Annotated in this window: 21 protein-coding genes; 11 read left to right on the forward strand and 10 right to left on the reverse strand. The window is 70.5% G+C overall.

The window, feature by feature from the left end:
• Window positions 1–199: 199 nt before the first annotated feature.
• Window positions 200–895, reverse strand: coding sequence for an FxDxF family PEP-CTERM protein (locus tag H3H34_RS13655; RefSeq protein ID WP_235945650.1), 696 nt, complete (start codon window positions 893–895; stop codon window positions 200–202).
• Between the two features lie 191 nt (window positions 896–1,086).
• Window positions 1,087–2,562: an undecaprenyl-phosphate glucose phosphotransferase gene (locus tag H3H34_RS09195; RefSeq protein WP_207790870.1), complete on the reverse strand. Its 1,476-nt coding sequence runs from the start codon at window positions 2,560–2,562 to the stop codon at window positions 1,087–1,089.
• A 152-nt stretch (window positions 2,563–2,714) separates the two neighbouring features.
• On the opposite strand from H3H34_RS09195, the gene H3H34_RS09200 reads away from it, so the two are divergent.
• Complete coding sequence (locus H3H34_RS09200; protein ID WP_194744995.1) at window positions 2,715–2,975, forward strand: XrtV sorting system accessory protein; 261 nt, start codon at window positions 2,715–2,717, stop codon at window positions 2,973–2,975.
• Between the two features lie 131 nt (window positions 2,976–3,106).
• On the opposite strand, the gene epsI is transcribed toward H3H34_RS09200, so the two are convergent.
• The 6 genes from epsI to H3H34_RS09230 form a co-directional block, all read right to left on the reverse strand.
• Window positions 3,107–3,808 (reverse strand): exosortase-associated protein EpsI, V-type, encoded by a 702-nt coding sequence (gene epsI, locus H3H34_RS09205; RefSeq protein WP_194744996.1) that lies wholly within the window; start codon window positions 3,806–3,808, stop codon window positions 3,107–3,109.
• A complete protein-coding gene (gene xrtV, locus H3H34_RS09210) occupies window positions 3,792–4,685 on the reverse strand; it encodes an exosortase V (protein WP_235945652.1) in 894 nt (297 codons plus the stop codon). Before xrtV ends, epsI begins: the two co-directional genes overlap by 17 nt.
• A gap of 50 nt (window positions 4,686–4,735) precedes the next feature.
• Window positions 4,736–5,632 (reverse strand): hypothetical protein, encoded by an 897-nt coding sequence (locus tag H3H34_RS09215; protein ID WP_194744997.1) that lies wholly within the window; start codon window positions 5,630–5,632, stop codon window positions 4,736–4,738.
• 2 nt (window positions 5,633–5,634) lie between these two features.
• Window positions 5,635–7,044, reverse strand: a complete 1,410-nt coding sequence (locus tag H3H34_RS09220; RefSeq protein WP_194744998.1) for a Wzz/FepE/Etk N-terminal domain-containing protein — start codon at window positions 7,042–7,044, stop codon at window positions 5,635–5,637.
• Window positions 7,045–7,261: 217 nt separating this feature from the next.
• Complete coding sequence (locus H3H34_RS09225; protein ID WP_194744999.1) at window positions 7,262–8,080, reverse strand: polysaccharide biosynthesis/export family protein; 819 nt, start codon at window positions 8,078–8,080, stop codon at window positions 7,262–7,264.
• Window positions 8,081–8,196: 116 nt separating this feature from the next.
• The gene (locus H3H34_RS09230) at window positions 8,197–9,429 is read right to left on the reverse strand and encodes an outer membrane beta-barrel protein (RefSeq protein ID WP_194745000.1); all 1,233 of its coding nucleotides are present in this window, start codon (window positions 9,427–9,429) and stop codon (window positions 8,197–8,199) included.
• A 690-nt stretch (window positions 9,430–10,119) separates the two neighbouring features.
• Between H3H34_RS09230 and H3H34_RS09235 the strand changes: the two genes are divergently transcribed.
• The 10 genes from H3H34_RS09235 to H3H34_RS09280 all read left to right on the forward strand — a co-directional run bounded on the left by H3H34_RS09235 (window position 10,120) and on the right by H3H34_RS09280 (window position 20,292).
• The gene (locus H3H34_RS09235; protein ID WP_194745001.1) at window positions 10,120–11,508 is read left to right on the forward strand and encodes an ATP-binding protein; all 1,389 of its coding nucleotides are present in this window, start codon (window positions 10,120–10,122) and stop codon (window positions 11,506–11,508) included.
• A gap of 38 nt (window positions 11,509–11,546) precedes the next feature.
• Window positions 11,547–12,527: a glycosyltransferase gene (locus tag H3H34_RS09240; RefSeq protein WP_194745002.1), complete on the forward strand. Its 981-nt coding sequence runs from the start codon at window positions 11,547–11,549 to the stop codon at window positions 12,525–12,527.
• 14 nt (window positions 12,528–12,541) lie between these two features.
• Entirely contained in the window at window positions 12,542–13,609 is a 1,068-nt protein-coding gene (locus tag H3H34_RS09245) for a glycosyltransferase family 2 protein (RefSeq protein ID WP_194745003.1), read from the forward strand.
• A 123-nt stretch (window positions 13,610–13,732) separates the two neighbouring features.
• On the forward strand, window positions 13,733–14,749 hold the full coding sequence (locus tag H3H34_RS09250; RefSeq protein WP_194745004.1) for a hypothetical protein: 1,017 nt from the start codon (window positions 13,733–13,735) through the stop codon (window positions 14,747–14,749).
• Window positions 14,750–14,838: 89 nt separating this feature from the next.
• The gene (locus tag H3H34_RS09255; RefSeq protein ID WP_194745005.1) at window positions 14,839–16,008 is read left to right on the forward strand and encodes a polysaccharide pyruvyl transferase family protein; all 1,170 of its coding nucleotides are present in this window, start codon (window positions 14,839–14,841) and stop codon (window positions 16,006–16,008) included.
• Between the two features lie 101 nt (window positions 16,009–16,109).
• Window positions 16,110–16,940 carry a 2OG-Fe(II) oxygenase gene (locus H3H34_RS09260; protein ID WP_194745006.1) on the forward strand — a complete coding sequence of 277 codons (831 nt, stop codon included), beginning with the start codon at window positions 16,110–16,112 and terminating at the stop codon, window positions 16,938–16,940.
• 27 nt (window positions 16,941–16,967) lie between these two features.
• Complete coding sequence (gene rfbA, locus H3H34_RS09265; RefSeq protein WP_194745007.1) at window positions 16,968–17,846, forward strand: glucose-1-phosphate thymidylyltransferase RfbA; 879 nt, start codon at window positions 16,968–16,970, stop codon at window positions 17,844–17,846.
• Complete coding sequence (gene rfbC, locus H3H34_RS09270) at window positions 17,843–18,400, forward strand: dTDP-4-dehydrorhamnose 3,5-epimerase (protein WP_194745008.1); 558 nt, start codon at window positions 17,843–17,845, stop codon at window positions 18,398–18,400. The genes rfbA and rfbC overlap by 4 nt, the downstream gene beginning before the upstream one ends.
• Window positions 18,397–19,266 carry a dTDP-4-dehydrorhamnose reductase gene (rfbD, locus tag H3H34_RS09275; protein WP_194745009.1) on the forward strand — a complete coding sequence of 290 codons (870 nt, stop codon included), beginning with the start codon at window positions 18,397–18,399 and terminating at the stop codon, window positions 19,264–19,266. The genes rfbC and rfbD overlap by 4 nt, the downstream gene beginning before the upstream one ends.
• Before the next feature lie 30 nt (window positions 19,267–19,296).
• Window positions 19,297–20,292 carry a lysylphosphatidylglycerol synthase domain-containing protein gene (locus H3H34_RS09280; RefSeq protein WP_194745010.1) on the forward strand — a complete coding sequence of 332 codons (996 nt, stop codon included), beginning with the start codon at window positions 19,297–19,299 and terminating at the stop codon, window positions 20,290–20,292.
• 118 nt (window positions 20,293–20,410) lie between these two features.
• On the opposite strand, the gene H3H34_RS09285 is transcribed toward H3H34_RS09280, so the two are convergent.
• Both H3H34_RS09285 and H3H34_RS09290 read right to left on the reverse strand, forming a co-directional pair.
• Complete coding sequence (locus tag H3H34_RS09285) at window positions 20,411–20,941, reverse strand: Dps family protein (protein WP_408033954.1); 531 nt, start codon at window positions 20,939–20,941, stop codon at window positions 20,411–20,413.
• A 49-nt stretch (window positions 20,942–20,990) separates the two neighbouring features.
• Window positions 20,991–22,274 (reverse strand): DUF3011 domain-containing protein, encoded by a 1,284-nt coding sequence (locus tag H3H34_RS09290; RefSeq protein WP_194745011.1) that lies wholly within the window; start codon window positions 22,272–22,274, stop codon window positions 20,991–20,993.
• Window positions 22,275–22,360: the final 86 nt, after the last annotated feature.

A 22,360-nucleotide genomic window follows, 5' to 3' on the forward strand; every position in this document is an offset into this window, starting at 1 on the left:
CCCCGACCGTTGCCCCTGTCTCTGCAAAAAGCGTGCCAACCGTTCTGCTCGCGTAAGTGGTTGAACGGCTTGAGTCATCAGTCGGTCATCAGGCTCCGGCTGTAAGAAAGTTTGACAGGTGCAGCATGTCTGTCGGGCTGGAAGCCAAAGCGCCAGGCCCGCTTCGCGGACCTGGCGCCTCAAAGCCAGACCGGAGAACTCAGGCGATCGTTGCGGCAGCCCGACGCCGGCGCGCCGCAAGCCCCACCATCCCGAACCCGGCGATGAGCATGGCCCAGGTCGCCGGCTCCGGCACGAGGGCCGCGAAGGTGCCCGTGCCCGCGTACGGACCGGAGATGGTCGCGCCGCCCGAGAAGCTCAGGGCGAAGTTGTTCGCATTCGAGCTCTCGATCCACTTTTGCGGAAGATAGTCCGTCAGATAGGCGATGAACGACCCGCCGGGACCCGGGACCTTCGGGGCCGCAAGCGCAAGTGCCGCGGCCCAGTTGCCAGGGCCGCCGTCGCTCTCGAACTGTGCGACCGCTCCGGCGAAGGTCACGGTCAGCAGGTTGCCCCCCGGGACGAGCGGATCGGTCGTGGTGAGCGTGATGGTGCCCGCCCAGCCCGTCTGCGCAAAGGTGGTGGGCGTCATCATCATCAGCGGGTCGGTGGAGGTCGCCGAGATCGTGACGGTCACCGGGAAGAAGATGGGCGGGATCCCGAACCGCGGCGTCGACAGGCCGAGGGTATAGGTCCCGGTGAAGCTGCTCACCGGCCCGGCCGTGTAAACGAACAGTTCGTCGGACGGATTGGCCTGCTGGAACTGACGGAAGGTCGACACCGCAGCGGCGGGCACCGCCGCGAAGGCGAGGGCAAGGCCGGCGACGGCTGCCCGGGACACGAGAGACAGGTTCATGCCATCCTCCAACGGTTGCATAACCGACATGATGCAAAAACCGTGCCAACTTCTCCGCATGGCTAATAGACTGAAATGGCGAGGCTCTGCGCGCCGCCTGATCGGCCACCTGTAAAAATTTTTGACAACTCGCGCCCATCGTCCCCGACGAACGCGCTGGCAGGCCCGGAAAAAGCGGACGCCTTCCGCCTTCAGAAGGCGTTCTTGGGCGCGATGACCGCAAAGATGGTGCGGAAGAGGATGTAGAGGTCGAAGCCGACCGACCAGTTCTCGATGTAGTGGAGGTCGTGCTCGATCCGCTTCCGGAGCTTGTCTTCCGTGTCGGTCTCGCCGCGGAAGCCGCAGACCTGCGCCCAGCCGGTCATCCCCGGCTTCACCTTGTGGCGCGCGGCATAGGTCTGGACCACCTCGTGAAACAGCCGCCCGGCTGCCCGGGTCGAGGGGGCATGCGGGCGGGGACCGACGAGCGACATGTCGCCCTTCAGGACGTTGAGGAGCTGGGGGAGCTCGTCGATCGAGGTGCGGCGGATGAAGGCGCCGACGCGCGTCACCCGCTTGTCGCCCCGGGTTGCCTGGCGGATGCCATCGGTCTCGCAGAGCTCGTGCGTCATCGAGCGGAACTTGAGGACCTCGAAAAGGCGGTTGTTGAACCCCTCGCGCGGCTGGCGGAAGAACACCGGGCCCGGGCTGTCGAGCTTGATCGCGATCGCCGTGACCACAAGGACGGGCCAGATGACGGCAAGGATGAGGAGCGTCAGGATCACGTCCTCGGCGCGCTTGATGATGGCGTCGGTGCCCGAGATGGGCCGCTCGAAGAGGGTGAGGACGGGAAGGTCGCCGAGAAGGACAAGCGGGCGGTGGGCGAAGGCGAAGCTTGCGAGATCGGGCGCGAGGCGGATTCGCACCGGCGTCAGCGCGAGCTTGGCGACAACCTCCCGGATGCGCTCCTCGGCCGACCATGGAAGCGCGACGATCACCTGGTCGATGAGGCCCTCGCGGATCGCCGCCACGAGGTCGTCACAGGTGCCGAAGACGGGAAGGTCGCCAAAGATGACCGGCACGCGGCCATCCCGGCGGTCGTCGAAGAAGCCGAGGAGCGAAATGGTGAGCCGATCGTTCCCCCGAATGTAGTCGGCCAGCCGTTGGCCCTGCTCACCGGCGCCGAAAATGACGGCGCGGCTGTCGAAGACGCCGTGGCGCTTGAGGCGGCGAAGCCAGATGGTAAGCGCAGCCCGGCTGCCGGCCAGCATCACCCCGCCCGTCACGAACCAGGTGAGGGCCCAGCCCCGCGAGAATTCGGCCGAGACCTTGAGCAGGAAGGCGGTGGTGACGAGGAACAGCGCCGTCATCCCCCAGCTCGTGAACAGGCGCTGCCAGGCGCGGCGCAGCGAGAACTGGGCGTCGAGATCATAGGTGCCGATGATCTCGGCAACGAGCGCGAACAGAAGACCCGCCCCAAAGATCGCGCGGAGATAGTCGGCGAGGCCGGATCCGGGGATGACATCGCTCCAGAGATAGAGGGCGACGGCCCCGGAGCCGAGAACCAGGAGAAACTCGAGCACCCTGATGATGAAGACCATGAGGTCGAGGGGAACCTTGGCTTCCTCGACCGCCGGCACGCGGGTGACGGGGGCTGCTGCGGTCATGGCCGACGTCATGCCGTGCATCTGCAGCGCTCCCACAACCGCTGCAGGACCGAAACATGGCTAACGGAATGATACGCGCGTTGCAGGCGACGCGTGTTGCCGCTAGCGCGGGGGCGTTCGGGCGCGGACGTCACGACCGTCCAGTGCCGGGAGTTTCGGGAGGCCGGCGGCAGATGGAGACGGTCTACGACTGGGTGACGGTTGGCATCTTCGCCGGGCTCATCGTCCTGTTCCTGCAGCGCTCGGTCGGGCCGCCGCGCGACAGCCTCTGGCAATATCTCGGCGCCTCCGTGGCGCTTGCCGTCCTCAACCAGGTGGGCAATGCGGCGGTCGAGCAGGACAACCTCCTCTACCATCTCGTGGCGACGGGCGGCATTGCCGGCGTGCTCGCCTTCATCCACTTCGTGCTTCGGCCGTTCACCAACTCCGACTGACCAAGCGGGCGCGGACGGAAGGGGACGGCGACAGCAGGGCCAGGAGACAAAGGGCGCAATGCGGCCTTCCGCCCTCCAGACGGCAGGCGCCAGCCTCGCCGCGTTGTCAGCTGCGGTGCTGGTCCAGGCCCTCATGCCCGCACTCCCCGGATCGCTGCCGCCGTCGGCCTGCCGACCAGCGCGACGAGACCAGGACCGGTGATGTCCTGCAGCATGGCCCGCGCGAACGCCTCGAGCACCGCGAAGACCTCGGGAGTCGGCTCCGCGACGGTGGACAGGCGCACCAGCACGCCGTCGGCGATGTAGCCCTGCATCTCCGTCCTGAGCTTCATCAGCCGCTGTTCGTTGTTGCTGGTGGGAAGGAGATCGCCGAGCCGGGTCCAGTAGAGGATGGGCTCGACCCGGTCGTTGGCGCGGGCGGTCAGCGCCCGCATCGGCACCCGGGCGTTGCCCACGGCCACGTCCACCCGCTCGGACCGGTCGATCGAGAAGCCGACGGCACGGTAGCAGACCTCCGGCCGGTGGAGCTGGAGGAGATCGCTCTGGGTGCTGCCGTAGGCAATGACCAGCATGACCGGAAGCAGACTGGCACCGGTGTAAAGGCGGGAGAGCTGCTGGTCGTAGAGGGTGGCGGCCAGACTTCCCTCGCGGGCCTCGGGCAGGACGAACGCGTTCGACGGAGTGACCTCCCAGTCACCGATTCGCTCGGGCACCACGGTCTCGAGGCTTGCGTCCCCCAGCAGGTTCATCCGGTTGCGCGGTTTCAGCGCCCAGGCGCCGCCCGCCGCAGCCAGGAGCGGCGCGCCCAGGAGGAGATCACGCCGCCGGAGCATCCGACCTCCGTGTCAGCATCCGGCGGACCGGGGTCAGCAGCCCGTCGATCATGAAGATGAGAAGAAGCGCCGAGACGAAGGTCACGATGCCTGCCGTGTCATGAAGGTAGCCCTGCGCCATCTCGTCCCCGAGATAATAGGTGATGAGCACCAGGATGATGACGCGGATCACGTTGGCAGCAATCGCAATGGGCAGCACCAGCGCCACGAGCAGGAGCGCGTAGCGCCACGACGCGTTGTGGAAGAGGTAGATGTAGAAGAGGCCGATGGCGGTGAGGCTGATGATCGAGTTGAGACCGGCGCAGGCGTCCTCGACGAGGAGCTGGTACTGGGCGATGTAGAGCGTGACCCCAACCTGCACGATGGGGTAGCCCACGGCCTGGAGCAGGCGGGTCACGATGTCCGAGACCAGATACTTGAGCGGGAGGGTGATCGAGTCGAGCAGCCACCCCGGCAGCGGCACCGCGAAGCCGAGGTAGAGGATGGGGAACCACAGCTTCCGGAGCAAGCGGAAGCCGATGAAGCCATAGGCAAGCGAAATGCCCGCAAGGTAGACGGCGCCGACCTCCAGCACGAGGAAGCCGTAGGCACGGCCGAAGGTGTAGATGGCGGCAGCCACGAGCAGGCCTGCGAGCGTCAGCCAGAAGTTGCCCGGGACGGCCTCGCGCCGGATCTCGTCCGCCCGGCGCCAGATAAGCCAGAAGCCGGTTGCGAGAACGATCGGCCCGTGGACTCCTTCTTCCCGCGTCCAGCTCTGGCTGGCCATGGCGACGAGTGTGGGGATACCCACGGCGAGGAGGCCGAGCACGAGCGCCGGGTTGCGGGCGGCGAACTGCCTCAGCCCCACGGTTTCCATCGGCGTCATCGCAACCTGCATGGCTCCGCCTTCCAACGCCGGGACCGGCGCGACCCGCTTCCCTCAAGGGATCAGGGCGTTTCGTAGTCGTTCAGCACCGACCCCACGATCGTCGCGCGTGCGGCCGCAAGCTGGGCCGCGAGGGCCTGCACGTCCTTCACGAACGCCGTGTCGCGCCGCGCGACGACCAGCGCGTAGCCCAGCACCCCGGCAACCGTCAGCGCGTCGGCGTTCTCGTTCGTCGCCGGCGTGTCGAAGATGGCCACGTCGAACTCGCGCAGCACGATGTCGACGCCAGCGCGAAACCGTGCGCCCGAGAGCAGCTCCTGCGGACGCGCGACCGGCGGGCCGGAGGGAATGATGGAGAGGTTGGGCAGCACATTGGGATAGATGACCCGCTCCGGCCGGTTGGCCTGCAGCGCGAGATAGGAGGTGAGGCCCGGACCGCTCGGATCGATCCCGAAGATGGCGTCGATCCGCGGGTTGCGGAGGTTGGCGTCGACCAGCAGCGTCTTGTAGCCGACCTGCGACAGGGCGGCCGCGAGGTTGGCGGCGATGTAGGTCGCGCCCGACCCATCGACTGCCGCGCACACGGCAAGGGCCCGGCGGCCGGCGCTCACATGCTGGGAGATGATCTGGGTGCGAAGCAGGCGAATGGCCTCCGCCCTTGGGCTCGCCGGGTCGGACAGGACCACAAGCTCGTCGGAGACCTCGGACGACGGAGCAAGGCTGAGGGCGAGGCTGCCCTGAAGCTGGGCGCGGGCCTCGGCGACGTCCTCGGGCGTCGCGAGGGCAAGCTCCACGGCCGCACGGTCGAAGTCGAGGCCGGTGCGCGCCTGGTGCTCGGCGACGCGGCGGGCATCCTCGTCGGAGAGCATCCCCGTCTGGAGCAGGGCATCGCCCATGGGGACGGCCTCGCGGCCGCTGACGTCGGCCGGATCCACGGCAAGCTGGGAGGGGTCGGTCATGATCAGATCGCCTGCAGTTCGCTTTCGTCGTCACGCTCCGTCCGCCGCGCGAGGAGGCGCCGCAGCTGGAGCCTGAGGGGCGACGGAGGCTGCGAGGTCACCGTCACCAGCACCGGAGCGCCGGTCGCGTAGGCGAGGTCCTCCGCCCCGCGAACCCGGCGGGCGACGAACTCCGCGACGAGCGCCGCAAGCAGCCCGAGGATGAGACCGAAAATCCCCGCGAGCGTCACGATCCGCCCCATCTTCGGGTAGGAGGGGGTTTGCTCGGCGATCGGATCCCCCATCAGCACGAACGAGGTTTCCGAGACGTCGGACTCGAGCCGCAGATCGGCGGCACGCGCCAGTGCCCGCTCATACTGCGCCCGCCGCAGCTCGACCTCGCGGTCAAGCACGGTAAGCTCGTCGTAGATGGGCTTGCGGGCAATCACGAGCTGCTGCTGGGCGGCCAGTTCGCGCTCGAGTTGCGCGATGGACCCTCGCGCAATGTTCGCCGCCGCCGCCCGGTTGGCCTCGCCCTGGCGGGTGACGTTCGCGAGCTGCATCTCGATGGCCCGCTTGCGCGCCAGCGCCGCCTTGTAGGCGGGGTGTTCGGGCCCGAGCTGCTCGGAGGCCCGGGCGATCTCGTCCTCGATCGAGGCCAGCTGCACGCGGAGCTGGTCGGCCGCCGCATTCGGTACGCTCTCGCCGGCCGCCGCAAGCGTGGTGCCAGTCGACCCGCGCGCCGCCGCCAGCGCCGCCTGAAGCGACTCCAGCTTCTTCATCTCGGTGTCCGGGCTGCCGGGCCCGGCCGTCAGCGTGATGTTGTTCTCGCGCATGAAGGCGGTCCGACGCTCCTCCGCCTTCTCGAGCAGCGCCTTCTCCTTCTCGGCCTGCTCGGCGTACCACGCCCCCGTCCGCGCCGCCGCGTCCGTCTTGATGCGCAGCGTCTCGGCGATGTAGGCATCCCTGAGCGCCCCCACCACCGCCTTCGCATACTCGGGCGTCGGCCCCTCGAAGACGATCTCCATCATGGACGATTGGCCGACCTGACCGGCCGCCACGCGCTGCGCGATCTGGTTCCCGAGCCAGCGGCGGATGCCTCCGTCCTCCTCGCGGAACCCCGAGGCCTGGTAGGCCGCGATCGTCGCCGGGTCATTGGCGAGACCCAGACGGTCGACGACCGCGCCAGTCACCCGAGGATCGCGCAGCACCTCGACCTGGGTCTGGATGAAGGGCCGCGCTTCGCGCATCGAGATCCCGGTACCGGTCACCGGGTCGGGCTTGACCGTGTCGAGCATGACCCGGGCCGTTGCCGGGTAACGCTTCGGCAGCGTCGAGGCGACAAGGGTGGCAACCAGCAGGGACGCCAGCGTGGTGCCGAGCACCAGCCACCGTCGCGCCCAGAAGATTCTCAGGAACTGGATGAGGTTCACGCCCGTCCTCCTGCGACACCTGCAACCGGCAACCCGGCCGGCCGGCGCGATTCCCGACCCGCACCCGCCATCACGGCCCCGTTAGCGCGGTTTTCGCGCCGCGTCATCCTTGCCGACTGGTTAAGATTCGACCGCCAGCAGATCAGCGGCACCCGCGTGCCCCGCCCTGCGGCGGGCGCCATGTCCCGCCTGTCGCGCCTTCCCGCCGGCGCCCGCATCAGAAGCTTGCCTGACGGAGCGTGATCACATCCCCGGCCTTGAGCGGCGTGTCGAGCGTCGCGTCGCGCAGGAGCTTGCCGTCCCGCTCCAGCCGGAACCGCCGCGGGTTTCCGTCGGTTGCGCCGCCCGCCATGCCGATCAGGCGGCGCACCGTCATGCCCTCCAGCAGCGGATAGCCGCCCGGACGCCCCACGCCGCCCATGACGTAGACGAGCTCGGGCTCGGGGACGACGACGGTGAGCCCGGGCTCCATGGGCACGTCCGCCGCCGGGTCCCCCTTCAGGAGCGCGTCGATGCTGATCTCCCGGTCGGGGACGCCCGCGCGGCGGACGATGATGTTGCGCGAGCCGTCGCCGCGGACCCAGCCGGCCTTCAGCAGCACGTCCAAGAGCGTGTAGGGCTGGTCGAGGGGGATGATCCCAGGGCGCGAGACCTGCCCCACCACGCGGACCGTGCGCGACTGGTAGTCGCCGATCTCGACGTTGACGATCGGGTCGCGGAGCAGCCGCGCCTCGGTCAGGCGCCGGCTGATGTCGGCCGCAAGCGTCACCACCGTCCGTCCCGCCGCCGGGATCTGGCCGACGAGCGGCATCGAGATGGTGCCGTCGGGCTTGATCCGCGTCGTGACGTTGAAGGCGTCGTGGCCGTAGACGGTGACGGCAATGGCGTCCCCCGGGCCGAGCACATACCCCTGGTAGGCCGGCGCGGGGGTCTGCGCTCCAGCCGGCGGCACGACGGCGCAGGCCGAAAAGGCGGCTGCGGCAAAAGGCCACAACCGGCGCAGGGCGGGCCGGAAGACGACGGGAAGGTCGGGCATGGCTTTCTCCCCAGGATGCCGGCGGGCGGGGCGCTCGACCCGCCGGGCGGATGGCACGCCGGCAGGGCTAACGGCAGCCCTGCGCGGGACTTGATCAGGTGCTGACGGCCAGTCGGTCATCGGAAGACGAACCGGAGCGCGCCCGTCACGGTATTGGCATGCGCACGGCCCGGCAGGAGATCGAATTCGCGGGTCTGGTGACCATAGTCGACGGACAGGTCGAGGCGCTGGGCGAGCGCGACGTCGGCGCCAACCGATGCACGCCAGTTCCTGTCAACGAGGGACAGGAACGCGCCCGGCCCGATGACGATGCCCCGGCGATCCGGATGCTGGTAGTCGAACCCGCCGGTCGCCGACACCCTCCGGGTCAGCCGGTAGGTGACAGCCGCGTTGAACACCTCGTCGACCACGAACCTCGCCAGCGGATCCTGCCCGAGCGAGACGTTTCGGGCAAAGCCCGCCGAAGCCCCCCAGCGGGAAGCATTGTAGGCGAGGCTGACATTGCCGGTCCAGCCGGAGAAGTCATCGGCGACGGGATCGCTGGAGGTCGTCCGGGTCCAGCCAATGCCGGCACTCGCCACGAGATAGCGGGTGAAGCGGTAGGTCGCCACCCCGGAGACCCCGATGCTCTCGGTCCGATCGTTCCCTGCGACCACTGGCACCGGCACGACGCCGGGAGAGCCGAACGGGAACACGGCATTCTGATAGCGTGCCTCGACGCCGACCTGGCCACGCCGGCCGAGGGCGTAGCCAAGCGAACCGCCGGCGGCCCAGAAGTTCGAGCCGAAGTCGACGCCGCGGGCCAGCTCGAAGCGCTGCCGCCCGCGGGTGTGACTGGCAGACGCCAGAAGGCCGGAGTCCAGCCGGCAGGCGCCGCTCAACAGCAACGTGGTGGTGCGGTTGGTCTGGTCGCGGCGGACCAGGAGGTCGGTCGACAGCACCCGCCCGGTCGTCCAGGCGCCGGCGACCCGCCCGTCGCACTGCCGACCCAGCCGCCACGCCATGCCGCCGTTGAGGGCGATCTGGTTGGCGGAGCGATCGCGGTTCTTGATTGCCTCGCTCCTGCCAAGGGACGTGTCGAGATAGAAGAGCTGGCGCCCCACGCGCCGCCCGATGGCCGCGACGATCGACGGTTCGAGCAGGACCTCGCTTGGATCGTCGACGACGTCCCGATCGGGAAGAAGGCCGAAGTTGTCGAGGTAACGCGCGCGCAGGACCGCCGACAGGCGCAGGCCGGAGGCTGCCGCCACCGCCTCGCCGACTGCAGGCAGCGCATCCGCTCCGAGCACCCGCCGCGGGTCCGCCACCACCAGCCCCGCCTCCGCGGCGCCGGGCACCGTGGGCGCCACGCGCCCGCCCTGGCGCAGGTCGACCGGCGGCGGGCCCACGGGCGCCGGCGGTGGTTCTGCGCCGGGTTCGAGCGGAGTCGTCCGGACGCCCGGTGGCGCCATGCCTTCGGGAATGGGCACCGGCTCGAAGGTGCGGACCGGACCGACCGGCTGCGGCCCCGCGGGCTGCGGCTCGGCACGCTGCGGTTCGTCTCCCGGCGCCCCCCGAGGTGCGCCTTGTGGCACGCCCGGCGAGTCCTGCTCAGAGTCGGCCTGCGTCGCCGAGGGCGTGCGCGCGGGCTCGCCGCCGGTGGCGGGAGCAGGTGCCTGGGCGAAAGCGGCCGTGCCCGAGAGCAGGAGCAGGGCCGCGAGGGGCGGGACGGCCGCGCGCGAGCAAGAGCCGCCGAGGGCTCGGGCCGCCCGACCTTCGGGACCGCTGCACCTTGTCAAGCCCACAAATCCATCTCCCCGCCGGATTGGCGCTTTCCCCGAACGCGCCAGCCCTTAGCCGCAAGGCCTGCTGGCAGGCAATCGGCCGGTGACAGGAATTAACCTCCTTGCCGCTGGACCGTGACTGAGCCGCGTGACAGGCGGCGACCGGCAGATGCGGGCCGCCTTTGTCAAGGGCGCGGATTTGTCGTGGCACGGCTTTGTCATGGCGCAGCTTTGTCGCTAGGGACGAAAGGGAACCGGGCGGAGATGGACGAGGGCGTGTCGCGCGAACGACAGGGCGGCGAGATGGCAGGCGCTGCGTCGGCAGAGGGGGGCGGGCCGACAGGTCTTGCCGGGCTGGCGCGTCGCTCGCTGCGCCGGCTCGGCGGAACGCAGGCGGAAAGCGCCGAGGCGCCGGCGACCGGCGCGCGGCTGCCGCGGTTCTCGGTTGCCGCGACCGACGAGCTGGCTGACTTCCTGCCGCCCGGTGGGCGGATCCAGCCGGAGCGGGCGAGGCTTGCGCTCGCCGACGCGCTGACCGCCTCGCAGCCGGTCACCAGCCGCGACCGGTTCGCCGGCCGGGCCGACGTCCTCGCCGATCTCATCGCCGCGATCGAGCAGCAGCGCGCGCATGTGGTGCTGTTCGGCGAGCGCGGCATCGGCAAGACCTCGCTCGTCCATGTGTTCGCCGAGACGGCGCGCGATGCCCGCTATCTCGTGCTCTACGGGTCCTGCGGGGTCGAGGCGCGGTTCGACGACATGTTCCGCACCTTCGCCGCGCAGATCCCGCTCCTCTACCACGCCGACATCTCGCCGGTGGCCGACGAGCGCGAGCACGGCCGCAGCTTCGCCGAGCTGCTCGGACCGGAACCGCTCGACCCGCGGTCGCTTGCCGAGCTGTTCGGCCGGATCGTCGGCACCCGCGTCATCCTGATCCTCGACGAGTATGACCGCGTGCGCGACCCCACCTTCCGCCGCGACGTCGCCGAGCTCATCAAGAACCTCTCCGACCGGGCGGCCCGCGTCCAGCTGGTGCTGACCGGCGTGGCCTCGAACCTCGACGAGCTGGTCGGCTTCACGCCATCCATCCGCCGCAATATCGTGGGCCTGGGGGTCGGGCCCATGGCCGAGGCCGACATGATGTTCATCCTCGAGCGGGCCGAGGCCGCAACCGGGCTCGTCTTTCCGCCCGAGACGCAGGCAATGATCGCGCGCATGGCGGCAGGTTCGCCCTATCTCGTGCGGCTCATCGGCTCGCGCGCAGCCTTGGTCGCCCTCGAGGACCGCCGCGGCACGGTCACTCCCGACGACGTCACAAGGGGAACAGAAGCCGTGCTGGCGGAATGGAACGCCGGCCTTCCTGCGCGCGTGCAGCGCGTGCTCGCGCGCCCCGAGGTCCGGGCGGACCTGCCGGTCCTCATCGCAGCGGCGAAGGCCTCCGGAACGCCCGAGGGCTGGTTCTCGGCGGAAGATCTGCTGCCCTTGCTGCCGGGCAGCGAGGCGAACGCGCTGGCGGCCCGGCTCGACCTGCTTGCCGACCGGTTCGACCTGTTTGAGCGCCAGAGCGAGGGCGAGGACGCGGGCGAGGAACGACGCTACCGGTTCCAGACCCAGGGAGTCGCCCAGCTCCTCTCGCTCTCCGCGGCGCTCGCCCGGGGCGGACGTTGACGCGGCCAGCGAAGACCCTCGGGCCAGGCCCCGCCGGCATGCCGGCGGGGGCCGAGCCCGCGCCGGCGCGGCCCTCCAGGTTCGCCGCTCCGGGCGCCGACCTTGCCGCACCGCCGGTCGCGAGCGTCATCGTCCCCCACCTCAACACGCCCGAGCTTCTCGACCGACTGCTGCAGTCGCTGGTGGGCCAGGCCCCCCCCGGCGCCTGGTTCGAGGTGATCGTGGTGGACAACGGGTCGACCGCGCCGCTCGACCCGCTGCAGGAGGCGTGGCCCGAGGCGCGCTTCCTTCTCTGCCGCGAGCGCGGTCCGGGACCTGCGCGGAACATGGGCGTGGCCGCCGCCCGGGCCGAGCGGCTCGCGTTCATCGACGCCGACATGCGGGCCGCCCCCGGCTGGCTTGCGGCCGGGCTCGCGGCGCTGGATGCGACTCCTTCCGGCCATGTGGGTGGCGATGTCCGGATCGACGTGGCCGACCCGAGGCGGGTCTCGGGGATCGAGGCGTTCGAATCGGTCTTCGCCTACCGGATGGACCGCTACATCGCCCGCGAGGGGTTCACTGGCACCGGCAACCTGTTCATCACCCGGCAGCTCTTCGACCGCGCGGGGCCCTTCGGCGGCATCGGCACCCAGGAGGACAAGGACTTCGGCCAGCGCGCGACGAGGCTCGGCTTCCCGCCCCGCTACGCGCCTGAAGCCGTTGCCCTGCACCCGGCCCGGCCCGGCTTGCGGGCCATGCGGGAGCGCTGGCGGCGGCTTTCCGCCCAGGCTCTCCACAGCCACCTGCGCGATGGCGGAAGCCTCGCGACCTGGCGCCTGCGCGCGCTGCTCGTGATGGCTTCCGGGATTGGCCACGCGCCACGCATGCTGCTATCGCCGCGCGGTCATGGCCTTGGGCCCCGGCTGCGCGGGCTCGGGGTGCTCTTGCAGATCCGCTGGCTGAGAGGGATCGACATGCTGGACCAGGCCCGCTCCCTTGCCGCCGGCCGGACGCTCGGCGCCGAACGTTGGAACGCCTGACCATGAACAGGCCGATGCGTCCGGTCGAGCTGGAAGCTCCCGCCACGGTCGCGGCCATCCCGCAGGCAACCGTGCGGCTCTGCGTGGTCATGGTGAACTGGAACGGCTGGCGCGACACGATCGAGTGCCTCGAGTCGCTGCTCCGCTCGACCGTGCGCCCGCGGATCATCGTGGTGGACAACGGCTCGGAGAACGGCTCGGTCGAGCGCATCCTCGCCTGGGCTTCGGGGGCGGAGCCCTACGAGCCTCCGGCCGGCGCGCTGCGCCGCCTGACCACCCCGCCGGTCGCGAAGCCCGTCACCGTGGACGTCATCGGGGTCGAGGACGCGGCGAGGCGCGCGCCCGGCGACGCCGATGTCACCCTCATCACCAGCCCGGAGAACCTGGGCTTCGCCGCGGGCAACAACATCGGCCTGCGCCACGCCCTGCTCGACTCGCGCACCACCTACTTCTGGTGCCTCAACAACGACACGGTGGTGGAGCCTGGCGCCGTCTCCGCACTCATCGCCCGGATGGACGCGACCCACAAGGTCGGCATGTGCGGCACCCAGGTCCGCTACTACCACCGGCCCGGGCACTGGCAGTGCCTCAACGGCAGCCGGTTCAACCTGCTCACCGGCATGAGCCGCGGCATCGGCCGCGACGTGCCGGTCACGCGCCAGTTCAACCCCAAGACCGTGGCGGAGGAGACCGACTTCGTGCTCGGCGCCTCGCTGTGCGCCAGCCGGGCCTTTCTCGAAACCGTCGGGCTCATGGAGGAGAGCTATTTCCTCTACTTCGAGGAGATGGACTGGTCGGTCAGGAACCGCGGCCGCTTCGCCATCGCCTTCGCGCACGGCGCCATCATCTACCACAAGGAGGGCGGCTCGCTCGGCTCCTCCTCGCGCAAGGGCCAGCGGACACCCCTTGCGGAATACTACCTGATGCGCAGCCGCATCAAGTTCTACCGAAGGCACTTCCCGCTGCTCTGGCCGCTCCAGTACCCGCTCTCGATTGCGCTCATCCTGCGGCGGCTGTGGCGGCGCCAGCCGGAGAAGGCCGCCACCATGGTTCGGGCGATGCTCGGGCTTCCGCGCACGTGAGGTCCGAGCCAGGCGCCGCCCCGTGTCGCCCCGCGACCACCTCGGCAGCCGGACAAGGGGCGTGAGGCCCATGACGGGACCAGACGAGAACCCGACGACGACAGGACCCGAAAGGATGAAGGGATGATGGGGAACATGGCAAGCGCCAAGGCCGACGGCGCCACCCGGACGGCGCGGGCACTGCTTCTGGCAACCGGCCTCGCCCTCGCGCTTGCCGCCTGCGGCGACAAGAAGGGCGGCGGAGGCGCCCCGACAGGGCAGGTCGTCGCCCGACTCGACGGGACCGACATCACGCTCCTCGAGGTGAACGCCGAGCTCGCGGGCGCGCAGATCCCGCCCAATGTGAGCCGCCGCGAAGCCGAGATTGCCGCGCTTCAGCAGATCATTGCCCGGCGCGCGCTGCTCGAGAAGGCGCGCGAGCTCAAGCTCGACCAGTCGCCCCAGTTCAAGCTGCAGGAACGCCGCGCCTCCGAGCAGCTGCTGGCCCAGGCGCTCGCCGCAGATATCGCCAGCAAGGTGCCGCAGCCGACGCGCGAGGAGGTCGACAAGTTCATCGCCGAGAATCCCGATCTCTTCGACCAGCGCAAGATCTGGGAGGTGGAGCAGATCCGCTTCATGCGGCCTCCCGAGCTCGAGAAACTGCCACTTGCCCAGGTGAAGACGCTCGAGGGCGTGGAGGAGGTGCTGCGCAACGCCGGCATCGAGTTCCAGCGCGGCCCGGCACGGCTCGACGCGCTTGGCGCGAACCCCGAGGTGGTCCGCGCCATCGCCAAGCTCCTTCAGGAGAAGCCGGGTGAGCTCTTCATGTTCCCGGCACCCGCCCAGGGCGGGCAGATGATGCTGGTGAACCAGGTGCGCAACACCATCATCCAGCCCTTCACCGGAGAGCGCGCCCGCGCCGCGGCCACCGAGCTCCTGCGCAACATTCGGGTCCAGGAGGCGCTGCGCAAGGAAGTGGAGGCCCAGGTCGCGGCCGTTCGCAAGCGGGTGGTCTATCAGGAGGGCTTCGCGCCCAAGGAAGAGCCGGGCGCGCCCGACCCCGCGAAGGTCCTCACCCCCGCCGCGCCGCCCGCGACGGGGGCGGCGCCAGCGGCACCTTCGGCCGCGCCGGCGGCGGCTCCGGCCCCGGCCGGCAACTGACCGGCCGCCCGATCCGGCCCCGGTGGCGGCAGCGCCACAGGGGCCGGCGGGGGCAGGGAGGCGGGGAAAGCGGCGGGGAAGGAGGCGGGATGGCGCGACCCCTGCGCATCGGGCTCATCTGGCACAGCGACAACAGCGCCAACCTTGGCGTCGGCGCGCTCACGGCCGGAAACATGGCCCTCCTCGGCGAGGCCGCCCACCGCGCCGGAGTCGAGCTTGCCTTCGAGCTCTTCAAGTTCCGCGACGCCGGCAAGCCCTATCTCACGGACTTCGCCGCCATCCACCCCATCGACGCGCGCTACATGGCAAGCCCCGGCGGCTTTCTTGCCGACGTGCGGCGGCTTGACGCCCTGTTCGACATCGGCGGGGGCGACAGCTTCACCGACATCTACCCGGACCGCCGGTTCGTCTTCATCATCCTCTCCAAGCTGCTTTGCATCCTGGCCGGCACGCCGCTCGTGCTCGCGCCGCAGACCATCGGCCCCTTCTCCCGCCAGCCACATACCCGGGCAGCCGCCTGGGCCATGCGGCGGGCCCGCGCCGTCTTCGCGCGCGATCCCCTGAGCCTCGAGGCGGCGCGCGCGCTCGCCCCCGGCGCACCCATCTTCGACGCAATCGACGTCGCCTTCGCGCTCCCCTACACGCCCGCGCCCAAGGGGCCCGGCACGCGCGTGGGCGTCAACGTCTCCGCCCTGCTCTATGCCGGCGGGCACACAGGCCGGAACGAGTTCGGCCTCGACGTGGACTACCGCACCTACACCCATGCGCTCATCGAGGCGCTCCTGGCGCGGGGGGACGTGACGGTCGAGCTCGTCAAGCATGTCTTCGCCCATGGGGTCCCCTCGGAGGATGACCCGGCGGTTGCGCGGCTTCTGAAGGCGCGCTACCCGGCGGTTGTCGAGGCTCCGGACTTCCCCTCGCCGTCGGCGGCCAAGTCCTACATCTCGGGGCTCGACTTCCTCGTCGGCGCGCGCATGCATGCCACGATCGCCGCCTTCTCGTCGGGTGTTCCGGTGGTGCCGGTGAGTTACAGCCGCAAGTTCGAAGGCCTGTTCGGCGGGCTTGGCTACCCGTGGCTCGTGCCGGTGCGCGGCGTCTCGACCGAGGCGGCCGTTGCCTTCACGCTCGAGGCGCTCGACCGCCGGGCCGAGGTCGCGACCCAGATTGCGCAAGCCTCGAAGCAGGTGCAGGCGGGGCTTCAGACCTACGTCGGCTTTGCCGCCGAGCTGTTTGCCAGCCTTGCCGCACGTGCGCGGTAACCCTCTGGCACTGCGAATGCGCCTTTGGCCACGAGGCGAGACCGTGCTAGGGCCCCCTTCACGCCAACCACGCTGTCCCGCCACCTGCCGCGGAGTCCGCAATGCCCGTTCTCGAAGTTCGGCAGCTCTCGGAGGATGTCGTCGCGCTCGACCTCGCCCAGGCGCAGGCCGCCGGCGCTGCGCTGCACGACCGCTACATCGCAGCCGAGCCCTTTCCCAGCATCGTCCTCGACGACTTCTTCGCCCCCGAGGTGCTTCGGCCGTTGCTTGCGGAATGGCCGACGGCCGGCGCCGGCAAGGCCTATGACCGCGCCCAGGAGCGGCTCAAGTTCGAGTGGCAGCCGAAGGACATCCACACCCCCCGGCTGCGCGCCTTTCTGGCCGAACTCAACGGCGAGCCGATGCTGCGCTTCCTCGAGGCGCTCACCGGGATCCCGAAGCTGATCGCCGACCCCTATTACGTGGGCGGGGGACTGCACGAGACCAAGGCCGGCGGGCATCTCTCGGTCCACGCCGACTTCAACGTCCACAAGGGGATGAACGTCATCCGCCGGCTCAACCTCCTCATCTACCTGAACGAGGACTGGGACGAGGCCTGGGGCGGTCACCTCGAGCTGTGGACGCGCGACATGACGCGGTGCTGCCACCGGATCGCCCCCGTGCTAGGCCGCGCCGTCATCTTCAACACCGACCTCGACAGCTTCCACGGCGTGCCCGACCCGCTCGCCTGCCCGCCCGACCGGTCGCGGAAGTCGCTTGCGCTCTACTATTACACCGCGCCCGAGGAAGGCATCCGCCACGTGCCGGTGCGCACCACGGTGTTCAAGCCGCGGCCCGGCACTGCCGACCAGCCCGACCGCGAGGTGGCGCGCCGACACCTCATTCATGACTGGGTTCCGCCGGCCATCCTCCGCATGCTGGCGCGGCACTGACCTCCCCGGCCAAGGCGAAGGACAGCCATGAGAAGACGCGGCATCATCCTGGCCGGCGGATCCGGCACGCGGCTCTATCCCCTGACCCGGCCAGTCTCGAAGCAGCTCATGCCGGTCTACGACAAGCCGATGATCTACTACCCGCTCTCGGTGCTGATGCTTGCCGGCGTGCGGGAAATCCTCGTCATCACCACACCGCACGACCAGCCCGCCTTCCAGGCGCTCCTGGGCGACGGCAGCCAGTGGGGGCTTGCCTTCACCTACGCCGTCCAGCCGCATCCGGGGGGTCTCGCGCAGGCCTACCACATCGGTGCCGACTTCGTCGGCACGCGGCCGTCGGTCCTCATCCTCGGCGACAACATCTTCTACGGCCATGGCCTGCCGGAACTCCTGGCCGAGGCGGATGGCCGCGAGACGGGTGCCAGCGTCTTCGGCTACCGGGTGAAGAACCCGAGCGACTACGGAGTCGTCAGCTTCGATGCGCAAGGGCGGGCGGAGACCATCGAGGAAAAGCCGAAGGTGCCGAAGAGCAACTTCGCCGTGACTGGCCTCTACTTCTACGACGGCCGCGCGGTGGACTATGCGCATGACCTGAAGCCCTCGGCCCGGGGCGAGCTCGAGATCACCGACCTCAACCGCCGCTACCTCGAGGCGGGCGACCTCCACGTCTCGCTGATGGGCCGCGGCTTCGCCTGGCTCGACACCGGCACCCACGCGAGCCTGCTCGATGCCGCGCTCTACGTGCGCATCGTGGAAGAGCGGCAGGGCCTCAAGATCTGCTGCCCCGAGGAGATCGCGTGGCGGCAGGGCTTCATCACGACGGACGAGCTGGTGCGGATTGCCGAGCCGCTGCGCAAGTCGGGCTACGGCGAGTATCTCCTCGACCAGGTGCGGAGGGAGGGGTGATCGTCGAGAGCCTCGACATTCCCGAGGTCAAGCGGATCCTGCCGCGCGTCCACGGCGACTCCCGGGGCTTCTTCCTCGAGACGTTCAACGCCCGCGAATTCGCCGCGGCAGGTCTCCCGACCGAATGGGTGCAGGACAATCACAGCCGCTCGGGCCGCGGCGTGCTGCGTGGTCTCCACTACCAGCTCCACGAGCCGCAGGGGAAGCTGGTACGCGTGGCGCGCGGACGGGTGTTCGATGTCGCGGTCGACATCCGCCGCAGCTCGCCCACCTTCGGCTGCTGGACCGGCGCGCTTCTGACCGACGAGGGCCAGGAGATGCTCTACATTCCCCCCGGCTTCGCTCACGGCTTCCTGGTGCTCTCGGACGAGGCCGACTTCCTCTACAAGTGCACGACGCTCTGGGACCGCGCGAGCGACCGGAGCATCCGCTGGAACGACCCCGCGATCGGGGTCGCCTGGCCGCTCGAGGGCCCGGACGGCCCGCTCACGCCCCTGCTCTCGCCACGGGACATGGAAAGCCCGCTGCTCGCCGACGCCGAGGTCTTCGCGTGAGGCTGCTCGTCACGGGCGGCGGCGGCCAGCTCGCGCAGGCGCTTGCAGCCCTCGCCGGCTCCGGCACCACCGTCATCGCCCCGCCGCGCGCAGCGTTTGACATCGCCGCGCCCGAGGCGGCGGAACGCTGGCTGGCAGAGACCCGCCCCGACGCGCTGGTGAACGCCGCTGCCTACACTGCGGTCGACCGCGCGGAGAGCGAGCCCGAGCGCGCCATGGAGGTCAATGGCGAGGCGCCCGGCCGGCTGGCCGAGGCCGCGCGCCGGCACGGCGTGCGCTTCGTGCATGTCTCGACCGACTTCGTGTTCGACGGCTGCCAGAGCCACCCCTACCCGCCCGAGGCGGAGACGGCCCCGCTCGGCGCCTACGGGCGTTCGAAGCGCGCCGGAGAGGTGGCCGTGCTTGCCGCTGACCCGCACGCGCTCATCCTCCGCACCGCCTGGGTCTATGCTGCCGAGGGCCGCAACTTCCTGCGCACCATGCTGCGCCTGATGGCCGAGCGCGACGAGGTGCGGGTGGTCTCGGACCAGGTCGGGACCCCGACCCACGCGGCAAGCCTCGCCCGCGCCATCCTCGCCCTCCTCGCGACGCCGGCGCGCGGCATCCTCCACTGGACCGATGCGGGCGTTGCCTCCTGGTACGACTTTGCCGTCGCCATCTCCGAGGAAGCGGCGAGCCGGGGCCTCCTGCCCGGGGCCACCCCGGTCATCCCCATCAGGACCGCAGACTACCCCACCCCGGCGCGTCGCCCGGGCTGGTCGGTGCTCGATTGCACGGCAACCCATGCGCTCGTCGGCCTGCCGCGGCACTGGCGCGCGGAGCTGCGCGACGCGCTCGACTCGATCGCCCCCGGGAGCCGCGCGTGAGTCGCCGCCCCGGCCGCGGCTGACGCGGGCGTGACGCCCCGCCGGCGCCTGCGCCTGCTTGCGCGTCTGCGCCGCCACCGGCTGGCCGTCTCGCTCGCCGGGGCAGCCCTCGTGGTCCTGCTTGCCGGGCTCGCGCTGCGGCACCTCCTCGCCGAGCTTTCCTGGGCGGACGTGCGTGCAGCGCTTGGCGCCATCTCCGCCGGCCAGCTCCTCCTGTGCCTTTTCCTCACCGCGCTCAGCTACCTGCTCCTCTCCGGCTACGACATGCTCGCGCTCGCGGCGATGGGGCGACGACTGCCCTGGTGGCGCTGCGCGCTGGGCGCCTTCTCGGCCTACAGCTTCAGCCACAACCTGGGCTTCGCACCGGTCACGGCGGGTGCCGCCCGCTGGCGCGCCTATGCCGGCACCGGCCTCACCCCGGCCGACATCGCCCGGATCGTGGTGATCGCGGGCGTGACCTACTGGCTCGGCATCTTCCTGCTGCTCGGGCTCTTCCTGGTTGCCGTTCCCGGCGCCCTCCGGGTGCACGAGGCCCCCCTGCCGTTTCCCGCACAGGCCGCGCTCGGCCTCCTCGTGCTGGCCGCGATCCTCCTCTACCTCCTCGCCTGCGCCCGTCGGCGCCGCCCGCTCGTCCTCCTCGGCTGGCACCTGCCCGTGCCGCGGCTCGGCCAGGCGCTTCTCCAGTTCGCGCTTGCAGCCGCCGACATCGCGCTCGCCAGCGCCGCCCTCCTCGTGCTGCTGCCCGCGGAGCAGTGGGGCCACTACCCGCAGCTGCTCGTGGCCTATGTGGTGGCAGTGGTGGTGGCGCTCGTCAGCCATGCGCCGGGCGGGCTCGGCGTGTTCGAGGCGGTGATGCTGGTGACGCTGCCGGGCATGGGCCGGGCCGAGCTCGTCTCCGCCCTCCTTGTCTACCGCCTCGCCTACTACTGGCTGCCGTTCGGCCTTGCGATCCTGCTTCTCGGCGGGCGCGAGGCGCTCCGGTTTCGCGCCACGCCGTTCACCCCGGATAAAGCCCCGGGGACCTAGACGGACGTACCCTCTGACCCCCTTGAGTGGCCCTCGCGCTTTGGCGCGAGGGCTTTTTTTCGCAGGCGAAGGCGAAGCAGGACGCCGTGGCCTGTCGAGGCCCGCATGGGACTCCGGTTCAGGAGGGCCGGGCGAGCATGGCGCGCAGCATCCACGCCGTCTTCTCGTGGATCTGCATGCGCTCGGTGAGGAGGTCGGCGGTCGGCTGGTCGCCGGCGGCCTCGGCAATCGCGAGGACCTCGCGCGCCGTGCGCACGACGGTCGCGTGGTCGGCCGCAAGCTCGGCCACCATCTCCTCCGCCGGGGGCACGCCCTCGGGCTCGGAGACGGTCGCCAGCCGCGAAAACGCGCTGTAGCTTCCAGGTGCGAAGGCGCCCAGCGCGCGGATGCGCTCGGCGATCGTGTCCACCGCCATCCACATCTCGTTGTACTGGTCCATGAACATCGCATGCAGCGCGTGGAACTGCGGCCCCGTCACGTTCCAGTGATAGTTGTGGGTCTTGAGATAGAGGGTGTAGGTGTCGGCAAGAACCCGGGCGAGACCCTCGGTGATGGCCTTCAGCTGCGGCTGGGGGATCCCGATGTCGACCATGCCGCCATCATCGACCGGGAGCGCCAGCCCGGCGTGCTTCTCCTTCTTCTTCCCCATCGCCAAACCCTTCCCCAGTTTCCTTCGTCGGTTCCTGCCCGCAGCGCCCTCAGAGCGCCGAGACGTCGAACGCCGAGACCCGCTCGGCCGTTGCCGTGCAGTCGATGCGCAGCCGCGTCGTCTCCCGCGGCCAGGTGCCCGTCACTTCGGTCACGAGGTGCCAGCCCGAGCCGCGCCGTTCGGTCGTGATCACGCGGTCGAGCCGCATGCCGGTGGCACCCGATGCGCCGAGCTGGCGCGCCCCTTCCGCCATGCAGGCGCGCGCCTCGGTCTGCGCTGCAGCCGGGAACAGGCCGTAATCGGCCTGGAGCGCCGAGGGCGAGCGGCTGCTGTCGTGCTTTTCCCCGCGGGAACTCAGGATCGCGATGAGACCGGCGGCGAGGCCGGCGCCCAACAGGCCCGCAGCAACCCCCGAGCCGCCACCTCCGCCACCGCTGCTGCTGCCGCTGCCGCCGAACTGCGGCTGGTAGCTGCCCCGGCCATAGGCGAAACGGGCCTCGCAGCCGCGATCGACCCAGATGCCGCGGGCGTCGTAGCCCCAGGTCCGTCCCTCGACACAGTCGGCGCGGGAGTAGCGCTCGACAAGCTGGACCCGGCCTTGCGTCACCACGTTGCAGCGGTTGTAGCGGTTGTTGCTGCTGCGGCAGCGGAGCTCGCCGGCGAAGCCGCTGCCCCAGCTGCCACCGGAGCCGCCCCAGCCTCCGCTCCCGCCCCAGCCGCCGCCTCCGCCCCCGCCCCAGTTGCCGGAGCCGTAGGCGAAGACCGCCTGACAGCCGTCACGCACCCAGACGCTGCGGCCATCGGAGCGCCAGGTCTGCCCCTCGATGCAGGGCGCGTCGGAAAGCTGCCGCACGAGGCTCACGCTGCCACGCGAGGGAAGGCTGCAACGCTGCTCGCGGTTGTTGATGCTCCGGCAGGTGATCTCGCCGCCCGAGCTGCCGGAGCCACCCCAGCCGCCACCCGACCCGCCGGATCCGCCCGAGCCGCCCCAGCCCCCGCCCGAGCCGCCGCGCTGGACGGCCGCCTCGAAGATGCCGCCGCAGCCGTTCGCCACCCACAGGCTTTGCCCCCGCCGGCGCCACGTCTGCCCTTCCCGGCAGCGCAGCGAGCGGTCCGGGCCCTTGAAGCTGACCGAGCGCGTGCCGGGCGGCAGCGGGCAGCTGTTCTGCTGCCCGGGCTCGGAGTAGCACTGGATCTCGACATACTCGAGCGCCTGGGCCGCCGCCGGCGCGGCCGCGGCCAGCGCGAACGGGGCCACCACGGTGGCAGGTGCCACCTGCGCCAAGACCATGGCCACTGCCGCCAGAGACCCGACCCATTCCCTCCCGGCCATCGCGAACTCCCCTTGGGCCTGAGCCGAGCCTCCCTAGACCGGGCTCCCGGCGTTGCCAAGCCGCAAGGCGCCGGCGCGGTTGGCAC

Source organism: Thermaurantiacus tibetensis (assembly GCF_015354055.1).
GTDB classification, from domain to species: domain Bacteria; phylum Pseudomonadota; class Alphaproteobacteria; order Sphingomonadales; family Sphingomonadaceae; genus Thermaurantiacus; species Thermaurantiacus tibetensis.